Here is a 19581-nt window from a genome sequence, read left to right on the forward strand (position 1 = left end):
GGGGCGGGGGTGGCGACCCGCGGTTGTGTCCCGCCGCCCGATGCCCGACCACGGTCCTGAACGGCACTGTTGTCCCCGTGATCGAGATCGAGCGACTGACCAAGCGGTACGGCGGCACCACGGCCGTCGACCAGTTGACCTTCACCGTCCGGCCGGGCACCGTCACCGGCTTCCTGGGCCCCAACGGCGCGGGCAAGTCCACCACGCTGCGGATGATCCTGGGCCTCAACACCCCCACCGAGGGCACCGTCACCGTCGACGGCGTGCCCTTCGCCGGCCGACCGCGCGGCCTGCGGCACGTCGGCGCACTGCTGGACGCGAGCGACGTGCACGGCGGCCGCAGCGCCCGGGCCCACCTGTCGGCGCTGGCCCGCAGCAACCGGATCCCGCTCGGGCGGGTGGACGAGGTGCTCGCCGAGGTCGGCCTCGGCAAGGCCTCGGGGCGGCGGATCGGCGGCTACTCGCTGGGCATGAAGCAGCGCCTGGGCATCGCCGGCGCCCTGCTCGGCGACCCGCCCGTGCTGCTCTTCGACGAGCCGCTGAACGGGCTGGACCCGGAGGGCGTGCTCTGGGTGCGCGGACTGTTCCGCCGGCTCGCCGACGAGGGCCGTACCGTCTTCGTCTCCAGCCACATGATGGCCGAGATGGAGCACACCGCCGACCGGCTGATCGTGATCGGCCGCGGCCGGCTGATCGCCGACGAGTCCCTGGTCGAGTTCTCGGCCCGCCACGCGGAGTCGAGCGTGGCCGTCCGGGCGCCGGAACTCCCCCGGCTGGCCGAGGCCCTGCGCACCGAGGGGGCCGAAGTCGGCTTGGTGGAGCCGCAGTTCGGCATCGTCACCGGGATGGCCGTCGAGCGGATCGGTGAACTGGCGCTGCGGGAAGGGCTGGTGCTGCACGAGCTGACCGCCCGGACGTCGTCCCTGGAGTCGGCGTTCATGTCCCTGACCGCAGACAGCGTCGAGTACCTGGCAGGAGAGGCCCGATGAGCACCATGACCCTGACCCGTACGGAGAGCGCCCGGGTCACCGAACCGGCGCCCCGGTTCACCGACCTGCTCGCCGCCGAGTGGATCAAACTGCGCTCGCTGCGCTCGACGTACTGGGTGCTGGCGCTGGCCTCGCTGACGGCGATCGTGATCAACCTGAACGCCGTCCACAGCGACCTGACGTACATCGACCACCCGCCGGCCCCGATGCCCGGCTTCCCCCCGTACCGGTACGACGCGCTGTACCACAGCCTCAGCAGCACCTCCTGCTACCTGATGGCGATCGCGGCCGGCAGCCTCGGGGCGATCACCGTGTTCGGCGAGTACACCACCGGCCTGATCCGCACCACCTTCGCCGCCGTGCCCGACCGGCGCGGGGTGATCGCCGCCAAGGTGCTGCTGATCGGCGGGATCACCGCGCTGGCCGGGGTGGTGGTGTCGACGGCGTCCTTCTTCGGCGGCAACGCGATGCTTGCCTCCCGGCACGTCGGGCTCTCCATCACCGAAGGGGTCAGCCTGCGGGCCGTCCTCGGCTACGCGGCGATCGTGCCGGTCTGCGCGCTGATCGGCATGGCGCTGGGCGCGGTGCTGCGGCACGCCACCGCCTCGATCGTCTCCCTGGTGATGCTGTTCTTCATCCTGCCGCTGATGTTCGACGGGGACCGCTACCGCTGGCTGCACGAGATCGGCGCCCACCTGCCGATGGAGACCGTCAACCGGCTGACCTACAACCCCGACTCCTCGACCACGATCAGCAAGTGGGCACCGAGCGTGCTGGACTCCTGGATCACCATGGGCGCGTGGGCGGTCGTGGCGATGGCGGTGACGGTGGTCGTGGTCCGACGCCGGGACGTGTGAGGCCCTCCCGCACCCGCCGCCCGCCGAGCCGCCACCCGGTCTCGGCGGGCAGCGGGTGCGGGCGTTCGGGCGGGCACCCGGGACGAGGGCGGCGGCTCAGGCCGTGGTGACCGCCGCCTTGGCGCGGAAGGCGCCGAGGGTGGCGGCCGGGACGCCGCAGGCGGGGAGGAAGGCCTCGGCGCCGCCGTGGCGGGAGCGGACCTGGCCGAGGAAGACGGTCATCGCCTCGGCGGGGGCCTCCAGCAGCGGGGCGGGGATGGTGAGGGTGCGGCCGTCGGAGTCGGTGACGCGAGTGGCGCCCTGGCCGTTGAGGGCGGTGCGGTGACGCTCCGCGAGGTTGGCGAAGATCTGCGGGAGGGCGTCGGAGGTGCGGGCGTAGTCGGCGACGATGCGCTCGGCGGGCACGCCGAGGAGATCGAGGAGCAGCGCGGTGAGCAGGCCGGTGCGGTCCTTGCCGGCGGCGCAGTGCAGCAGGACGGCGCCGGGACGGGTGGCGGCCTCGACGGCGGCGGCGACGGCGGCGGGGGCGGACTCGGCGAGCAGCAGGTAGAACTCGCCGAGGTCGGCGGCGGTGGTCATGGTCGCCATGCGGGCGGTGAGGACGTCGGTGGCCGGATTCACCGGGGCGGCGACCACGGCTATGCCCGCGGCCTCGGCGGCGGCCCAGTCGTCGGGGCGGGTCTCCCGGGGGTCGCGCAGGTCGACGACGGTGCGGATGTCGCAGGAGCGCAGCTGGGCGACGACGGCCTCGTCGGCGGCCGGGTAGGGCTGGGCGGAGCGGTACAGCACACCGGGGCGGACCCGCAGGCCCTCGGGATCGCTGAGGACGGCGGGATCGCGGAAGTTGACCAGGGACATGCGGGTGGCCTTTCGGGTGGAGCCGCGCCGGGCGGAGCAGGACGTCCAACAGGACATCTAGATGTCTAACGCCTCACCGGGGCGCCGGGCAAGCCACGGCCTCCCGACGGCGCCCCTTCCATCCTCCGCCCCACCCCGCCGGGGGCACCTCGGAACGGCGGACCAGGACCGCGCGGGGCCCCCGACCGTTAGGATCCTGATAAGGTTCACCGCCGAAAATCCAGGCCACACGGGGGTTGGCAGCGCGCGGTGAACGACACCAACGACAACGGCAACGAGAACGACATACCCACCGAGCTGGCCGAGGCCTACCTCCTCCTGCTCGCCGACGTCTCCCGCACCGGGCGCCTGCTGCGCCGGGACGAGCTGGAGCGCCTGCGCCGGCTGGGCGAGCACTGCGCCGAGGCCGGCTACGGCCTGCGCGAGGTGGTCGCGCACTGCCTGGCGGCGGCCCGGCGGGCCTGGCAGACGCTGCCCGGGACGACCGCCGCCGCCAGCATCGGCGAGCTGCGCCGGATGGGCGACGCGGTGCTGGCCGCCACCGACGCCGCACTGGCCGCGCTGGGCGAGGGCCACGAGCGGGCGCAGCGCCTGGCGGTCCGTCAGGAAGAGGCCGCCAGGCGGGAGTTCATCGACGACCTGCTGCACGGCCGCACCGACCTCGGGCTGCTCGCCGAGCGCGCGGAGCGGTTCGGGCTGCGGCTGGCGGGCGCGTACACGGTGGCGGTGGCGGTGGGCGAGGAGCCGTTCGCGGACGTCCATCCGATGGTGCACCGGGTGGAGCGGGAGCTGGCCGGGCGGTTCGGCGAGCGGGACGTCCTGCTGGCCAGCAAGGACGGCCGGCTGGTGTGCATCGCCCCGGACTCCGAGCGGGCCGTGCTGGAGGCCTTCGCGGACCTCACACTGCGCCCCGGCTCCGGCTACCGCCCGGTGCTGCGGGTGGCGACCGGGCGCCGGCACTCGGGCGCCAGCGGGGTGCTGCGCAGCTACGACGAGGCACTGGACGCCCTGGACTACGCCCAGCGGCTCGGCCTGCCGGCCCGCCTGCTGAAGGCCGAGGAGCTGCTGGTCTTCCCGGTGCTGATGCGCGACCGGGCGGCGATGGCCGACCTGGTGCGCAGCGTGCTCGGCCCGCTGACCGAGGCGCGCGGCGGCGCCCGTCCGCTGCTGGACACCATCGCGGTGCAGGCGGAGGCGGCGTACGTGAACGCGGAGGCGGCGCGCCGGCTGGGCCTGAGCGTGCGCACCCTCGGCTACCGGCTGGAGCGGATCAGGGCGCTCACCGGCTACGACCCGGCGGACGCCCTGCAGCGCTTCACCCTGGAGACGGCGGCGATGGGGGCCCGGCTGCTGAACTGGCCGGAGCAGCCGCTGTAGGGCGCGTCCGGGACGACTGCCGGGAAAGGAACGCCGGAAGGGGCCCCGGGAGGGGCGCGGAAGGACCCGGGAGAGCTTGCCGAAAGAGATCGGCAAACCCCGGACGACCCGCCCGGGGCCGCCCTGTTGCCCGGCTGTCGCAATGTCACGGCGAGCGCGCGTACCAGGGTGTCAAAAGGCCGTAAAGATTGCCGGATCCTGGCAATGTGCGGACGCCTCCCCCGCTGCCATGATCTCCCCGGCGCCGATGTGCGGCGCCGTGGGAAGGGCGGGGGGCATGGCCGGGACGGGGGACTTCTTCGCGGCCGCGCTGGCCTTTCCGACGGCGCTGTTCAGCTTCGCGCTGGTGGTGGTCACCGGGTACTGGCTGCTGATGCTGATCGGCGGCCTGGGGTTCGACGCCCTGCACGGGGGGCACGGCGTCGGGCACCACCTGGGTACCGGGCACGCCGGGCACGTGGACCCGGTGGGTCACGTCGGGCACGGTGCCGGGGGGCACGTGGCCCACGGGGCGTCCGGCGGGCACGGTGCCGGCGGGGGGAACGCCCACGACGGTGCCCACGGGGGGCGGGGTGCCGGCCACCACGGGGGCGTGCTGGACGCGCTGGGGCTGGGCGGGGTACCCGCGACGGTGGCGGTGTCGCTGCTGGTCGCGCTCGCCTGGTTCGTCAGCCTGGCCGGCACCGTCCTGACCTCGGGGGCACCAGCGCGCGGCGGCGTGTTCGCCGTCGCGCTGGTCGCCTCCTGGGCGGGCACCCGGGTGCTCGTCCGGCCGCTGCGGCGGCTGTTCCCGCAGGACCGGCCGATCACCCGGGGGGACTTCGTCGGCCGGGTCTGCGTGATCCGCACCGGCCGGGTGACGGCCGACTTCGGGCAGGCCGAGGTGACCGCCGAGGACGGCTCCACCGCGACCCTGCAGGTCCGCACCCCGGACACCGAGCCGGGATTGACGGCCGGGCGCACCGCCCTGATCTACGACTACGACGCGGACCGCGAGCACTTCCTGGTGGCGCCGTTCGACCCGTCCCCGCCAGGCCTCTGACGTCACGTCGGTTCTCTTCCGAACACAACCACTTCGCACCACCATCTCCGTCAAAGGACTCCGTGATGGACACCATCGCCGTGGGTTTCGGCGTACTCATCGCCGTCGTGCTCCTCATCCTGCTCGCCGCGCTGCTCTTCGTGGGCCGCCTGTTCCAGAAGGTCGAGCAGGGCAAGGCACTGATCGTCTCCCGGACCAGGAGCGTGGACGTCACCTTCACCGGGGCGATCGTCCTGCCGGTCCTGCACAAGGCCGAGCTGATGGACATCACGGCGAAGACGGTGGAGATCCACCGGGCGGGCCGGGACGGCCTGATCTGCCGGGACAACATCCGGGCGGACATCCGGATCTCCTTCTTCGTCCGGGTGAACAAGACCGTCGAGGACGTCGTCAAGGTCGCGCAGTCGATCGGCACCGCCCGGGCCTCCGACCCGCAGGCGATCCAGGACTTCTTCGCGGCGAAGTTCGCCGAGGCGCTGAAGACCGTCGGCAAGCAGTTGGACTTCACCGACCTCTACACCCACCGGCACGAGTTCCGGGACCAGATCATCGCGGTCATCGGCACCGACCTCAACGGCTACACCCTTGAGGACGCGGCCATCGACCACCTCGAACAGACCCCGATGAGCCAGCTGGACAGCGACAACATCCTGGACGCCCAGGGCATCCGCAAGATCACCGAACTGACCGCGATCGAGCACGTGCGCACCAACGAGTACCAGCGCACCGAGGAGAAGGAGATCACCCGGCAGAACGTGGACGCCCGGGAGACCGTCCTGGAGCTCGAACGCCGCCAGGCCGACGCCGAGATCCGCCAGCGCCGCGAGATCGAGACCCTGCGGGCCAAGGAGGACGCGGTGATCGCCCGGGTGCAGGAGGAGGAGCGGCTCAACGCCCAGACCGCCTTCCTGCGCACCGAGGAACTGCTCGGGGTGCAGCGGGAGAACCAGGCACGTGAGGTCGCGGTGGCGCAGAAGAACCGCGAGCGGGTGATCGCGGTGGAGAACGAGCGGATCGAGAAGGACCGGCTGCTGGAGGTCGTCGGCCGCGAGCGGGAGACCGAACTCGCCGTCATGGCCAAGCAGAAGGAGGTCGAGTCGCGCCGCCGGGAGGTCGCCGACGTGGTCCGCGAGCGGGTCGCGGTCGACCGCACCGTCGCCGAGCAGGAGGAGGCCGTCAAGACCCTGCGGGCCGTCGAGGAGGCCGAGCGGGTGCGCAAGGCCGTCGTCATCCAGGCCGAGGCGGAGGCACAGGAGCGGCTCGTCAAGGACATCAAGGCCGCCGAGGCAGCCGAGCAGGCCGCCTCGCACAAGGCCCGCGAGTCGCTGGTGCTGGCCGAGGCCCGACAGCAGGCCGCCGAACTGGACGCCGCCGCCAAGGTCAAGCTGGCCGAGGGCGTCCGGGCGGAGGCCGCCGCCGAGGGGCTGGCCCGGGTCCAGGTGCGGGAGCAGGAGGCCGCGGCGGTGGAGAAGGTCGGCCGCGCCGAGGCCGCCGTCCAGGCCGAGAAGGCCAAGGCGGCCGCGCTGGAGGTCGGTGCCAAGCTGAAGGCGGAGGCCGAGGGCCTGACCGAGAAGGCCGCGGCGATGGCCAAGCTGGACGAGGCCTCGCGCGGGCACGAGGAGTACCGGCTGCGGCTGGCCGCCGAGAAGGACGTCCGGCTCGCCGGGCTGGACACGCAGCGGCAGATCGCCGAGGCCCAGGCCGCGCTGGTCGCGACCGGGCTGGAGAAGGCGAAGATCGACATCGTCGGCGGCGACTCGGTGTTCTTCGACAAGCTGGTGCAGTCGGTGACGGCCGGCAAGAGCGTGGACGCCTTCGTCGGCCACTCGCGGACCACCCAGGCACTGGCCGGGCCCTGGCTGGACGGCCGGGCCAGCTTCACCGAGGACCTCACCCGGGTGCTGTCCTCGGTGTCCACCGCGGACGTGCAGAACCTCACGGTGTCCGCGCTGCTGCTCAAGCTGATCGGCGGCGGCGGCGAACAGGCCGGACAGCTGCGCCAACTGCTGGACTCCGCCAAGAGGCTGGGGATCGCCGAGACCCCGATCGGGGCGCTGGCCGGCGCCTCCCTGAACGGCAGCAAGTAGCCACCCGCCGAGCACCTGGGGAACGTGACCGTGGAAGCCCTCGACGACGCCCGGCCCGACACCGGCAACTACGAGGTCCTGCGCCGCCGGCTCGCCCGGTCCGCCGCCGAACTCACCGGTCGTGCAAAGGCGTTGAACGCCCGTCGGGTCGAGGAGTTCGGTGGCGGGGAGCTCCGGCTCACCGGCACCGGGCGGCTCACCACCGCCCGGCCCTGCCTGCCGCAGGACCTCACCGCCGTCGGCGGCCGGCTGCTGCTCGGCACCCGGCCGGCCGAAGTGCTGGACGGCGCCGAGGACTTCGCCGACGTCCTCGGCCTCTACCGGCCCGACGACCTCTCCCCCACCGGCGGCGCCCTGCTGAACGACCCCCGGCTGCGCCAGGACCTCGCCGACCTGCGCCGCTACTTCCGCGACGCCCGACTGGAACGGCTGCGCCCGGTCGGCGGCCGGCTGCTCGCCGTCTTCCGCACCGGCCCCGCCGCCGCCGACGTCCGGGTGCTGCGCTGGCGCCTGGACGAGGACCGGGCCGACTACCAGGACGGGCGCGGCGAACGCGACCACACCCCGGCCGACGGCCAGCAGCTCGACTGGACGCCGCTCACCCGCGACGACCAGCTGCCCGCCGCCCCCGGCAGCGCACCGCGCGCCGACCTCGCCGGGGAGGTCCACCTCGGCGTGGACGGCGGGCGGCTCACCCTCACCACCCCCGACGGCCGCGAACTGCACCACGAGCCGCTCGCCGAGGCCCTGCAGACCCTCGCCGACGCCCAGATCGCCCACGCCCGGCTCGCCACCCTGCTGCTGGTGCGGGTGCGCCCGTACCAGGAGGAGACCGTCCGGCACCTGGTGGTCCACCTGCCCACCGGCCAGGTCACCCGGATCGACGCCCTCGGCCGGGCCTGCCTGCGACTGCCCGCAGACCAGGGCGTCGCCTTCCCCGGCGGCTGCCACCTCGCCGACGGCACCGTGCGCACCTTCGACCAGCCGGTGGACGGCCTGGCCTACGAGCGCACCGTCCTCTCCCCCAACGGCGAGGACGTGCTCTACGAGTTCCGCTCCACCACCGACGGGCACGCGCTGCTCCAGCCGTACAACTCCGTCCGCCAGGAGGCCGCCACCCCGCTCGCCTGCCAGGGCTACGCGCTGCTCGACGACGGCACCCTGATCGCGCTGCGCCCCGCCGAGGACGGCCCCACCCGGCTGCACCCCGTCCAGCTGTGGCAGAGCCCGTTCACCAGCGAACGGCACGCCGCCGAACAGCCTCCCGGAACCGGCCCGTTGGCCCGGATCGGCAACGCCGACCTGGTCCGCGGCCTGGCCGACTGCCTGGCCCTCGCCCGGCTGGCCGCCGCGGGCGCCGACACTCCGGCCGGGCACCGGGCCGTGCTCGCCGCCTGCGCCCGCACCGCCGACCGGCACCACTGGCTCGGCCAGGACGGCCTCGGCGACCTCGCCGCGCCGCTCGCCGCGATCCGCGACACCACCCGGCAGGTGATCGCCGAGTACGAGGCGATCGCCCAGCTCACCGCGCACGCCGCGGCCCGCACCGAGGAGACCGCCGAGCACGTCGAGGGCCTGCTGCGCACCGCGCGCGGCGAGACCCTCGCCGACGCCGCCGAGTGGGTCGACCGGCTGGCCGCCCTGCGCCGCGCCCAGGGCCGGGTGGAGGCGCTGCGCGACCTGCCCCGGGCCGACCCCCAGCGGATCGACGCGCTCTCCGCACACCTCGCCGAGGGGCTGGCCGAGGCCGCCGGCCGGGCCGTCGGCCAGCTCGCCGAACCCGCGGCCTTCGAGCCGCACCGGCACCGGGCCGGCGAGCTCGCCGATCGCTGCGCGGGCATCACCACCGCCGCCGAGGCGGAGCCGCTGTCCGCCCGACTGGCCGAGCAGAGCGAGGCGTTGCAGACCGTCTCGGAGCTGGTCGGCACCCTCGACCTGGCCGACGCCACCACCCGCACCGCGATCCTGGACCGGCTCGCCGACGTGCTCGGGCTGCTCAACCGGGGCCGCTCCACGCTGACCGTCCGCCGCCGGGAACTGCGCACCCGCGAGGCCGCCGCCGAGTTCGCCGCCGAGACGGCGCTGCTCGCCCAGGCCGTCACCGCGGCCCTCGCCGCCGCCGACACCCCCGAGGCCTGCGACGACCGGCTCGGCCGACTGCTGCTGCGGATCGAGCAGCTGGAGACCCGCTTCGCCGACGCCGACCCCTCACTCGGCGAACAGCTCGCCGAACGCCGCACCGAGATCCACGACGCGCTCACCGCCCGCCGCCAGCACCTGCTGGAGGAGCGGGCCGGCCGCGCCGACCGGCTGGCCGCCTCTGCCGAGCGCATCCTCGACACCCTGCACCGGCGCCTCGCCGCCCTCGGCACCGCCGCCGAGATCGACGCCGCCCTGGCCGCCGACCCGACCGCCGTCAAACTCCGCGACCTCGCCGGCCGGTTGACCGAACTCGGCGACACCGTCCGGGCCGAGGAGCTGACCGGACAGCTGCGCGCCGCCCGCGGCCGCGCCCACCGCGCCCTGCGCGACCGCGCCGAACTCGCCGGGGACGGCCCCGGCACCCTGCGACTCGGCCGCCACCTGTTCACCGTCACCACCCAGCGCCCCGAACTCACCCTGCTGCCCTGGCACGGCCGCCCCGCCTTCACCCTCACCGGCACCGGCTACCGCGCCCCCGTCACCGACCCCGCCTTCGCCGCCACCGAGCGCTACTGGTCCCGCCCGCTGCCCTCCGAGACACCCGCGCTCTACCGGGCCGAGTACCTGGCCGCCAGCCTGCTGCTGGCCGCCGAACCGGGCTCGCTGTCCTCCGACGCGGACCTCCTGGAGTACGTCCGCCGGGCCGCAGAGCAGCGCCCGGACGAGGGCTACCAGCGTGGGGTGCACGACCACGACGCGGCACTGGTGCTCCGCGCCCTGCTCGAACTCGACGCCGAGGCGGGCCTGTTGCGCCACCCGGCGGAGGCCCGGGCGGCCGCCCAGCTGTACTGGGCGCACGGCACGGACGACCGGCAGCGGCTGGTCTGGCACACCCGGGCCCGCTCGCTCGGCCTCGCCCGGCAGGCGTACGGCGGCACCGTCCCGGCACTGGCCGAGCTGGCCCGCGAACTCTCCGCAGCCGTAGCGGAGTTCACCCCCGGCGCGGTCGGCGCGGGCGACTACCTGGTGGCCGAACTCGCCGCCGCCGCACCGAGCTTCGCCCACTCGGCCGGAGCCGGCGCGCTGCTGGAGAAGTTCCACGCCGCCCCCGAGTCCGCCGGGCTGACCCAGGCCCTGGCCACCCTCCCCGACGACCCTGCGCTGCTCCCGGTACGGCGCCAACTGGCCTCCGCCTGGCTGGAGTCGGCCGCCGGCGACGCCGACCCGGGCGACCGCGCCGAGGCCGCCGCCGTGCTGCTCTGCCCGGCCCTGCCGCGCCGCCCCGCCGAGGGCGCCGTCGGCATCCGGCTGACCGGACTGCTCGGCGACCACCCCCGGCTGACCGGCGGATCGCTCGACCTGCGACTGGACGAACTGCTCTCCCGCGTGCGCGAGTTCGAGCGGGTCGACGCCCCCGGCCAGCGCGCCTACCAGCGGCTGCGCGGCGAACTGCTGGCCGCCGAGCACGCCCGGCTGCGGCTCGACCAGTACCGGCCCGCGCCGCTCAACGGCTTCGTCCGCAACCGGCTGATCGACCAGGTGTACCTGCCGCTGATCGGCGACAACCTCGCCAAGCAGCTCGGCAGCACCGACACCGGCGGGCCGGTGGACCGCAGCGGCCTGCTGCTGCTGGTCTCCCCGCCCGGCTACGGCAAGACCACCCTGGTCGAGTACCTCGCCGAGCGGCTCGGCCTGCTGCTGGTCTCGGTCAGCGGCCCCGCCCTCGGCCACCGGGTGACCTCACTGGACCCGGCCGAGGCCCCCGACGCCACCTCCCGACGCGAACTGGAGAAGCTCAACTTCGCCCTGCACGCGGGCGACAACGTGCTGCTCCACCTGGACGACGTCCAGCACACCTCGCCCGAGTTCCTGCAGCGCTTCATCCCGCTCTGCGACGCCCAGCGCCGGATCGACGGCGTCCACGACGGCGAGGCCCGCGAGTGGGACCTGCGCGGCAAGCGCTTCGCGGTGGTGATGGCCGCCAACCCGTACACCGAGTCCGGCCGGCTCTTCCGACTGCCCGACATGCTCGCCAACCGCGCCGACGTCTGGAACCTCGGCGACGCGGTGGCCGGCCGGGAGGACCTCTTCGCCCTGAGCTTCGTCGAGAACGCCCTGCCCGCCAGCCCCCACCTGGCCCCGCTGGCCACCGCCGAACGCGCCGACCTGGACACCCTGCTCGCCCGCGCCTCCGGCACCCCCGGCGGCACCCTGGCCGGCGCCTGGCCGGCCGCCGAGGCCGAGCGGATGACCGCCGTACTGGCCGGACTGCTCCACCTGCGCGGCACCGTGCTGGCCGTCAACCGCGCCTACCTCGCCTCCGCCGCCCAGGACGACCGCGCCCGCACCGAGCCGCCGTTCCTGCTCCAGGGCTCCTACCGCAACATGGCCAAGCTCGCCCAGCGCCTCGACCCCGCCCTCACCCGGCCGGAACTCGACGCCCTGCTCACCGACCACTACCGGGCCGAGGCCCAACCGCTCGGCGCCGAGGCCGAGGCCCAGCTGCTGAAGCTGGCGGAGCTGCGCGGCGCCCTGACGCCGGAGCAGTCGGCGCGCTGGGAGCAGCTGAAGCGCAGGTGGCGCGAGGAGGTGTAGCCGAGGCGCCGGTGGCACGCGGGGGTGTAGCCAGCTACACCCCCGGAAGTGAACCCCTGGCCATTGAGCCACCCCCGCCCCGGACGGTGGGATGGGGATCATGAACGCCACCGACCTCGCCGTCGAACTCCGCTCCGTCCGCCGGACCTACCGGCGCGGGCCCGAACCCGTCATCGGCCTCGACGACGTGACCATCGGGTTCCCGTTCGGCACCTTCACCGCCGTCATGGGCCCCTCCGGCTCCGGCAAGTCGACCCTGCTGCGGTCGGCGGCCGGCCTGGAGGCCATCGACGGCGGCGAAGTGCGGGTCGACGGCACCGTCCTCGGCGGACTGCGCGACAAGGAGCTGACCGTGCTGCGCCGGGAGCGGATCGGCTTCGTCTTCCAGTCCTTCAACCTGCTGCCCGCGCTGACCGCGGCCCAGAACGTCGCGCTCCCGGCCCGGCTCTCCGGCCGCCGCCCCGCACCGGCCGAGGTGACCGCCGCACTGGCCGCCGTGGGCCTCGCCGACCGGGCCGGGCACCGACCGGCCGAGCTGTCCGGCGGGCAGCAGCAGCGCGTCGCCATCGCCCGGGCACTGTTCGCCCGCCCCGCCGTGCTGCTCGCCGACGAGCCGACCGGCGCGCTGGACTCCACCAGCGGCCGCGAGGTGCTCGCCCTGCTGCGCAGGACGGCCGACGACCCGGGCCGGGCGGTGGTCATGGTCACCCACGATCCGGTCGCCGCCTCCTACGCGGACCGGGTGCTCTTCCTCCGGGACGGTCGGCTGGCCGGCTCGCTCGAGCGGCCCACCGCCGAGCAGGTCGCCGCCCGGATGACCGCGCTGGAGGCCGGTTCGCTGGAGACCGGTTCGCTGGAGGCCGGTTCGCTGGAGGCCGTCGCATGCTGACCCTTGCGCTCGCCTCCGTCCGGCTCCGCTGGGCATCGTTCGTCGGCAGCTTCATCGCGCTGGCCTGCGGCGTCGCCCTGATGGCCACCTCGCTGCTGGTCATCGCCGCCACCGCCGACGTCCCCGACCAGGGCCGTCAGCGCTTCTCCCAGGCCCCGGTCCTGGTGACCGCCGACCTGAACGTGGACTTCACCCCCGCGAGCGGCGGCGACCCCCAGCCCACCCCGGTCCCCGCCCAGCCGGGCCTGCCCGCCGCCCTGATCACCGCCGTCGCCGCGACCGGCCCGACCGTCGCCGACCGCACCTTCTACGCCCAGCTCGCCGACGGCCCGCGCGGCCAGGTGGGGCGCGCCTGGTCCGGCGCGGCCCTGGGCGGCTACCGGCTCACCGCCGGCACCGCCCCCGCGGCCGACGACCAGGTCGTGATCGGCGGCGGAAGCCCGGAGCTGGTCGGCCGGCAGGTCCGGTACGTCACCGCCGACGGCCCGCACACCGCGACGGTCTCCGGCGTCACCGAGGCCGAGGCCTTCGAGCACGCCGTGTTCTTCACCGACGCCCAGGCCGCCCGCTACTGCCCCGCCGTCGGCGTGCTGGCCGCCTTCGGCCCCGTCGACGCGGTGCGCCGGGCCGTCGACGCGGCCGGCGGCGCGAGCGTCGCCCGGGTGCTCACCGGCCCCGAGCGCAGCCAGGTCGACCCGCACCACGCCGAGGTCAGCAGCCGGCTGGACGACGTGCAGACCCCGCTCGGCCTGTCCGCCGCGGTCTCCAGCGGCACCGCCGTGTTCGTGGTGGCCGGCACCTTCGCGCTGTCCATCGCCCAGCGCCGCCGCGAACTCGCGCTGCTGCGGCTGATCGGCGCCACCCGTCGGCAGCTGCGCGCCCTGGTCAACCGGGAGGCGCTGGTGGTCGGCGTGCTGGCCTCCGCCGCCGGCTGCGGACTGGGCGCGGCCGGGGCGGCGCCGGCCGGCCGCTGGCTGGTCGACCACGACATGGTGCCCGCCGAGTTCACCGTGCCGGTCACCTGGTGGGGGCTGCTGGTCGCGGGCGCCGTCGGGCTGCTGACCGCGTTCGGCGGCGTGCTGATCTCCTCGCTCAGGGCCGGGCTGATCAGCCCCGGCGAGGCGCTCGCGGACGCGGACGTGGAGCGGCGCTCGCGCGGCGCGCTGGTGTTCCGCTGGGTGAGCGGCCTGGTGGTGCTGGGCGGCGGCATCGTCGCCCTGGTACTGACGGCCCGCACCTGGCCGGACGCGGCGGCCAACGCCGCCGACTCGCTGGCCCTGCTGCTGGCCGTCGTGGCCGGCTGCGTGCTGCTGGCGGCCGTCCTGGCCGGGCCGGCGATCCGGCTGCTGACCGCGTTGCCCGCACTGGTGGGCCGGGTGCGCGGGCGCCCCGCCGAAGAGGCCGGCGGCATCGTCTGGGCCACCGCCCGGCAGAGCTCGCTGACCGCCTTCCGGCGCACCGCGGCGACCACCACCCCGGTGGTGCTGGTGATCGCCTTCTCCGGATGCCTGCTCGGCAGCATCGACACCATCAACCGCGCGCAGGTCAGCGAGGTCCGCCACCAGCTGTCCGCCGCAGACCTGGTGGTCAGCCCGGCCGGTACCCCCGGGCTGAACCGGGCCGTGGTGGAGCGGGTCCGGGCCGTCCCGGGGGTGCGGGCACTGGTCATCACCCCGACCTCGCTGATGGCCGTCGACCCGACCGGCCAGGCCCTGGTGCCGCTCGGCGCCGCCACGGCGGACCCGGCCGCACTGGCCGAGGTCGACCGGCTGCCGGTGGTCGCGGGCTCGCTCGCCGACCTCGGCCCCGGCTCGGTCGCGCTCAGCCGCACCTGGCCGGGCTCGCCCCGGGTCGGCGGGCAGGTCGCGGTCCGGCTGGCCGACGGCACCCCCCGGAACCTCCGGGTCGCCGCCCTGCTCGGCAGCGGCGCCGAGACCGTCCAGGCCTGGGTGACCGACCCGGACGCCGTCACCACCGGCGTCAACGGCCCCGGCGGCGTCGGCGGCCCGGCCCTCGCGAGCCGGATCGACCTGCGGGTGCTGCCCGGCACCGACCCCCAGCAGGCCGCCGCCGCGCTGCGAACCGCCGTGACCGGCCTGGGCGCCCGGCTCAACACCCCCGAGGAGGTCTGGTCGGCCGCCTCCGACAGCACCGAACAGGCCGCCTGGGACGCCCTGTTGATGATCCTCGGCCTGGCCATCGGCTACGCGGCGATCGCCCTGGCCAACTCCCTGGTGATGACGGTCAGCGACCGCCGGCCGGAGCTCGCCCTGCTCCGCCTGGCCGGCGCCACCCGGGGCCAGGTGCTGCGCACCGTCGCCGTGGAGACCCTGATGTGCGTGGCCGCCGGCACCCTGCTCGGTGTGCTCGGCACCGCCATCAGCGTCGGCGGCTCCTGGGCCGCACTGACCGCCCTGGTCGGCCCGACGCCGGCGATGGTGCCCTGGACGGCGATGGGCGTACTCGCCGCCGCCTGCGCGGCGATCGCCCTGACGGCGGCGGTACTCCCGACAGCCCTGGCCCTGCGCGGCCGCGACGGCCAGCCCCTCCTGCGCGGCGCTGCGGGCGCGGCCTGAACCGGCTGCGCGCCCGGTCCCCCTCCCGGCTCGGCGCGGCGCTCTCTCCGCTCGGCGCGGCGGTCTCTCCGCTCGGCGCGGCGACGGGGCTGATCGTGCGCGGCCGCAGGAGGCCCCGGTCGGATGGTCACCCCGTCCGACGAGCGCACGATCCGTTCCGGCGGCCCAGTCGCGCGTGGCGTCGCCGGGAGGGGGAGCGGGTGCGCGGCTAGCGTTCCCGCATGGGCGTTCAGGAACTCGATCTCACCGGGCTGCGCCGGGTGTACGGGCGGCCGGGGAGCCGGTGGTTCTACCGCCGGGTGGGGCGCAACGCCCGGCACTGGGGGTGGACGGAGCCGGGGCAGTCGAAGTGGCGGCTGTGGCGGGCCCAGCGGCAGTTGGAGGACGTGCTCGGCCGCAAGCTGGCGCTGCCGGTGGGCGCGCGGGTGCTGGACGCGGGTTGCGGGGCGGGGGTGGTGGCGCGGGCGATGGCGGCGCGGTTCGGGCTCGTGGTCACCGGGGTCGACGTGCTGGACTTCCACCTCAGCGAGGCCCGCCGGCTGAGCGCCCGGGCCGCACTGGACGGACAGACCGCCTTCTCCTGGGCCGACTACCATCAACTCCCCTTCGGTGACGATGAGTTCGACGGGGCGTACTCGATGGAGACGCTGGTCCACTCCTACCGTCCGGCCCGCGCCCTGGCCGAGTTCCACCGGGTGCTGCGCCCGGGCGGGCGGCTGGTGCTGCTCGGCCCGATGACCCCCGGCCCACTGGAGGAACTGCCTTCTGCTGCCCGCGAGTTGCTCGAACCGTACCTGGACGCGATGTCGATGAACGGCGCCCGGCTCTACCACGCGGGCAACCTGCCGCGACTGCTCACCGAGGCCGGCTTCGAGGTCGAGGAGGCGCTGGACGCGACCGCGTACTACCAGCCGTTCACCGAGGCCGTGCACGCCTGCTTCCGCGTCCCGTGGGAGCTGATGCGCCGCTGCGGCGATCCGGCGAAGTGGCTCAACCTCCGCTCCACGGTGGAGATGTACGCCGTCCGCGAGTACGTCGTTTGGTACGTTCACACCGCCGTCAAGCCTTCGAGGTGACCACCGCCATGGACCCGCGCTCCGCCCCGCTGCCGTACCCGAGCGGCTGGTTCTGCGTCGGCCGGGCCCGCGACCTGCCGCCCGGCCGGGTGCGCACGGCCCGGCTGATGGGCGAGGACGTGGTGCTGTACCGGACGCAGCGGGGCGCGGTGCGCGCGATCGGGCCGCACTGCCCGCACCTGGGCGCGCACTTCGGCACGGGCGGGCGGGTCCGCGGCGAGGAGTTGGTCTGCCCGTTCCACGGTTTCGCCTTCGCCCCGGACGGCTCCTGCACCGGCTCACCGGACGGCACCCGGCTCCGGGGTGAACTGACGAAACGCCGACTGGTCGAACGGGACGGCGCGCTGTTCGTCTGGCGGGGCGGGCCGGACGGTGTCGCGCCCGGCTGGGAGCTACCACCGGCGGTCGGTGTACGGCCGCTGGCCTGGTGGAGCGGGGAGGTGCTCTCGCATCCGCAGGAGGTACTGGAGAACAGCGTGGACTTCCGGCACGTGGCCGTGCTGCACGGCCTGGACACCCGGGAGACGGCGCCGCCGGAGCCGGACGGCCCGCTGTTCACCGTCCACCAGCGCACCACCACCCGGTTCCCCGGGCTGGGCGCGGTGAGCCTGGAGCAGCCGGTGGTGCTGGCCGGGCTGGGGCTGATGCGGCTGACCGCCGAACTGCCGGAACTGGGCAGCACGCTGCGGGTGTGGGTGCTGCCGACGCCGCTCGCGCCCTGGCGCACCCTGGTGCGCTTCGCGGTGACCAGCAGCGTGCCGGTGCCGGGAGTCGGGTCGGCGAGGGCCGTGGACCGGGCCGCCTCCTGGGTGGCGCTGCGGGCCGCGGTGCGGATCATCAAGCAGGACCGGCCGGTGCTGGCGCACAAGCGGTACCTGGCGCAGCCGCGGCTCGTACCCGGGGAGCGCTCGATCGGGGTGTTCCGGCGCTGGGCGCGCCAGTTCTATCCGGAGGGCGTCGCGGGCGTCGAAGGCTTCGAGGGCGCCGAGGGCATCGAGGCCGGAGACGGCACGGGGGCGGCCAGCGACTCCCAGACGGGATCGGGCAACCCGGGCACCGCCCGCCCCTCCGACTTCCAGCGGCGGGCCAGTTCGGCGTAGATGGGCGCCCCGGGGTCGGGCTCGGGGTCCGGTTCCGGGCCAGGGCCAGGACCAGGACCAGGACCAGGTTCCGGAGGGCGCCCCGCGCCCGGCAGGATCGTTTCTTCGGCCGGCCAAAGCCAGGAAGCCGTCATCACCCCAAAACTGCTCACATCCGCCCAACGCGCCCAGGAGCCCCGGGTCACGGCCGCGTCAACCGGACGGCCCGCGCCTCCACCCCGCGCGGGCCGTCCGACGCACCGCAGCCCCGCCTCAGCCCCGCCGCGGGGCCGCCTCAGCGCCGCCGGCCCGCGTCAGCCCCGCCGCGGGGCCGCCTCAGCGCCGCCGGCCCGCCGCCAGCAGCTCCGCGACCGTCGCCAGCTTCACCCGCGGCCGCCCCTGCGCCGCGCCCCGCTCGCGCTCCGCCCGGTCCACCGCGCGCAGTTCCCGCAGCCCCACCGCGTCCGGCCGGCGCTGCCGCACCAGCCGCTCGAACTCCGCCTGTCCCGCCGTGGGTACCGGCAACGCCCGGGCCTCCGCGTCGTCCATCAGCGCGTCCACCGTCTCCCGCGCGCAGGCCCGGTTGGCGCCGATCCCGCCGGACGGCCCGCGCTTGGCCCAGCCGACCACGTACGCGCCGGGCAGCGCCCGGCCGGTGGCCGGGTCGACCACCCGTCCGCCGCGTTGGGCGACCGTCCCGGTCCGCTTGTCGAACGGCAGTCCGGGCACCGGCACGCCCCGGTGTCCGATGGAGCGCACCACCAGGCCGGCGCGCAGGGTCTCTCGCTCCCCCGTCGAACCGCCGGGCTCTCCTTCCCCGGTCAGCAGCGTCCGCTCGACGGTCAGCCCCGAGACCCGGCCCTGCTCCCCGGTCAGCTCGACCGGCGTCGACAGGAAGCGCAGCACGATCCGGCGCCCCGGCCCGGGTGCGGCGGCCGCGTCGTGGCGCACCAGTGGCAGGGCGGCGAGCAGCGCGGCCCGGGAGTCCGGCGCGGCCGCCTCGATCGCGCCCCGCACCTGCGGGTGGTCCTCGACCACCAGCTCGACGCCCGGCAGCCGGCGCAGCGCCAGGAACTCGGGAGTGCTCCAGGCGGCCTGGTCGGGCCCGCGCCGGGCCAGCAGCACGACCTCCCGCACCCGGCTGCGGCGCAGCGCGGCCAGGGCGTGGTCGGCGATGTCGGTGACGGCGAGCTGGTCCGGGTCGGTGAGCAGGATGCGGGCGATGTCCACCGCGACGTTGCCGTTGCCGACCACCACCACCCGCTCGGCGGACAGTTCCACGGCGTCGGCCGGCACCGTCGGGTCGGCGTTGTACCAGCCGACGAAGGAGGTCGCGGGCACGCTGCCGGGCAGGTCCTCGCCGGGCACGCCGAGCCGCCGGTCGGCGGCCGCGCCGACCGCGTAGACCACCGCGTGGTGGTGCGCGACCAGTTCCCGGTGGCTGACGTCGGTGCCGACCTCCAGGTTGAGGTGCATCCGCAGCCGCGGGTCGTGGAAGACGCTCGCGAAGCTCTCCGCGATCCGCTTGGTGGACTGGTGGTCGGGTGCGACGCCGTGCCGCAGCAGGCCGCCGGTGACCGGCAGCCGGTCGATCATGGTGAGTTCGGCGCCGGTGCAGCGCAGCAGTTCCTGCGCGGTGTACCCGGCGGAGGGCCCGGTGCCGACCACGGCGATCCGCAGGGTGCCCACCTCGCCCGGCAGACTTCGCGGGAAGCTGGGCGCGCCCCAGGCGTGGTCGTTGGGGTGGTCGCGGTACCAGTCGCGGTTGAGGTCGCCGAAGACGACGTCCGGCCCGCGCAGCCGGTCGACCGGGAACACCGCGTCCACCGGGCAGGCGTCCGCGCAGGCGCCGCAGTCGATGCACGCCCGCGGATCGATGTACAGCAGGTCGGTGGTGCCGAACTCCGGTTCGTCCGGGGTCGGGTGGATGCAGTTGACCGGGCAGACGGACACGCACGAGGCGTCGTTGCAGCAGGTCCGGGTGATCGCGTAGGCCATGGCCGGGGGTGAGTCC

At 75.3% G+C, this 19581-nt stretch carries 12 protein-coding genes; 10 read left to right on the forward strand and 2 right to left on the reverse strand.

Going from position 1 to position 19581, the window contains the following annotated elements; genetic code table 11:
• Nucleotides 1-77: 77 nt before the first annotated feature.
• Nucleotides 78-989 (forward strand): ABC transporter ATP-binding protein, encoded by a 912-nt coding sequence (locus tag ACZ7BZ_RS10270; protein ID WP_470357969.1) that lies wholly within the window; start codon nucleotides 78-80, stop codon nucleotides 987-989.
• Nucleotides 986-1846, forward strand: a complete 861-nt coding sequence (locus tag ACZ7BZ_RS10275; protein ID WP_470357970.1) for an ABC transporter permease — start codon at nucleotides 986-988, stop codon at nucleotides 1844-1846. The genes ACZ7BZ_RS10270 and ACZ7BZ_RS10275 overlap by 4 nt, the downstream gene beginning before the upstream one ends.
• 96 nt (nucleotides 1847-1942) lie before the next feature.
• On the opposite strand, the gene ACZ7BZ_RS10280 is transcribed toward ACZ7BZ_RS10275, so the two are convergent.
• Nucleotides 1943-2704 carry a tyrosine-protein phosphatase gene (locus ACZ7BZ_RS10280; RefSeq protein WP_470357971.1) on the reverse strand — a complete coding sequence of 254 codons (762 nt, stop codon included), beginning with the start codon at nucleotides 2702-2704 and terminating at the stop codon, nucleotides 1943-1945.
• 249 nt (nucleotides 2705-2953) lie between these two features.
• Here ACZ7BZ_RS10280 and ACZ7BZ_RS10285 point away from each other — a divergent pair, with 249 nt between their 5' ends.
• The 8 genes from ACZ7BZ_RS10285 (at nucleotide 2954) to ACZ7BZ_RS10320 (ending at nucleotide 17588) form a co-directional block, all read left to right on the forward strand.
• A complete protein-coding gene (locus tag ACZ7BZ_RS10285; protein ID WP_470357972.1) occupies nucleotides 2954-4081 on the forward strand; it encodes a PucR family transcriptional regulator in 1128 nt (375 codons plus the stop codon).
• Nucleotides 4082-4358: 277 nt separating this feature from the next.
• The gene (locus tag ACZ7BZ_RS10290; RefSeq protein ID WP_470357973.1) at nucleotides 4359-5123 is read left to right on the forward strand and encodes a hypothetical protein; all 765 of its coding nucleotides are present in this window, start codon (nucleotides 4359-4361) and stop codon (nucleotides 5121-5123) included.
• 65 nt (nucleotides 5124-5188) lie between these two features.
• Nucleotides 5189-7210: a flotillin family protein gene (locus tag ACZ7BZ_RS10295; RefSeq protein WP_470357974.1), complete on the forward strand. Its 2022-nt coding sequence runs from the start codon at nucleotides 5189-5191 to the stop codon at nucleotides 7208-7210.
• Nucleotides 7211-7234: 24 nt separating this feature from the next.
• The gene (locus ACZ7BZ_RS10300) at nucleotides 7235-11947 is read left to right on the forward strand and encodes a DNA repair ATPase (RefSeq protein WP_470357975.1); all 4713 of its coding nucleotides are present in this window, start codon (nucleotides 7235-7237) and stop codon (nucleotides 11945-11947) included.
• Nucleotides 11948-12047: 100 nt separating this feature from the next.
• Nucleotides 12048-12836 (forward strand): ABC transporter ATP-binding protein, encoded by a 789-nt coding sequence (locus ACZ7BZ_RS10305; RefSeq protein WP_470357976.1) that lies wholly within the window; start codon nucleotides 12048-12050, stop codon nucleotides 12834-12836.
• Nucleotides 12830-15412 carry an ABC transporter permease gene (locus ACZ7BZ_RS10310; protein WP_470357977.1) on the forward strand — a complete coding sequence of 861 codons (2583 nt, stop codon included), beginning with the start codon at nucleotides 12830-12832 and terminating at the stop codon, nucleotides 15410-15412. Before ACZ7BZ_RS10305 ends, ACZ7BZ_RS10310 begins: the two co-directional genes overlap by 7 nt.
• A 221-nt stretch (nucleotides 15413-15633) precedes the next feature.
• Nucleotides 15634-16488, forward strand: a complete 855-nt coding sequence (locus ACZ7BZ_RS10315; RefSeq protein ID WP_470357978.1) for a class I SAM-dependent methyltransferase — start codon at nucleotides 15634-15636, stop codon at nucleotides 16486-16488.
• 8 nt (nucleotides 16489-16496) lie between these two features.
• Complete coding sequence (locus ACZ7BZ_RS10320) at nucleotides 16497-17588, forward strand: aromatic ring-hydroxylating oxygenase subunit alpha (RefSeq protein ID WP_470357979.1); 1092 nt, start codon at nucleotides 16497-16499, stop codon at nucleotides 17586-17588.
• A 315-nt stretch (nucleotides 17589-17903) separates the two neighbouring features.
• Here the strand turns inward: ACZ7BZ_RS10320 and ACZ7BZ_RS10325 are convergent, their stop codons facing one another.
• On the reverse strand, nucleotides 17904-19565 hold the full coding sequence (locus ACZ7BZ_RS10325; RefSeq protein ID WP_470357980.1) for a 4Fe-4S binding protein: 1662 nt from the start codon (nucleotides 19563-19565) through the stop codon (nucleotides 17904-17906).
• Between the last annotated feature and the right edge of the window lie 16 nt (nucleotides 19566-19581).

Source organism: Kitasatospora sp. NPDC036934 (genome assembly GCF_055608425.1).

Coding starts and splice junctions, on each gene's coding strand:
- ACZ7BZ_RS10275 (WP_470357970.1), top strand. CDS start 986: ATGAGCACCATGACCCTGACCCGTACGGAGAGCGCCCGGGTCACCGAA.
- ACZ7BZ_RS10280 (WP_470357971.1), bottom strand. CDS start 2,704: ATGTCCCTGGTCAACTTCCGCGATCCCGCCGTCCTCAGCGATCCCGAG.
- ACZ7BZ_RS10290 (WP_470357973.1), top strand. CDS start 4,359: ATGGCCGGGACGGGGGACTTCTTCGCGGCCGCGCTGGCCTTTCCGACG.
- ACZ7BZ_RS10295 (WP_470357974.1), top strand. CDS start 5,189: ATGGACACCATCGCCGTGGGTTTCGGCGTACTCATCGCCGTCGTGCTC.
- ACZ7BZ_RS10305 (WP_470357976.1), top strand. CDS start 12,048: ATGAACGCCACCGACCTCGCCGTCGAACTCCGCTCCGTCCGCCGGACC.
- ACZ7BZ_RS10310 (WP_470357977.1), top strand. CDS start 12,830: ATGCTGACCCTTGCGCTCGCCTCCGTCCGGCTCCGCTGGGCATCGTTC.
- ACZ7BZ_RS10315 (WP_470357978.1), top strand. CDS start 15,634: ATGGGCGTTCAGGAACTCGATCTCACCGGGCTGCGCCGGGTGTACGGG.
- ACZ7BZ_RS10320 (WP_470357979.1), top strand. CDS start 16,497: ATGGACCCGCGCTCCGCCCCGCTGCCGTACCCGAGCGGCTGGTTCTGC.
- ACZ7BZ_RS10325 (WP_470357980.1), bottom strand. CDS start 19,565: ATGGCCTACGCGATCACCCGGACCTGCTGCAACGACGCCTCGTGCGTG.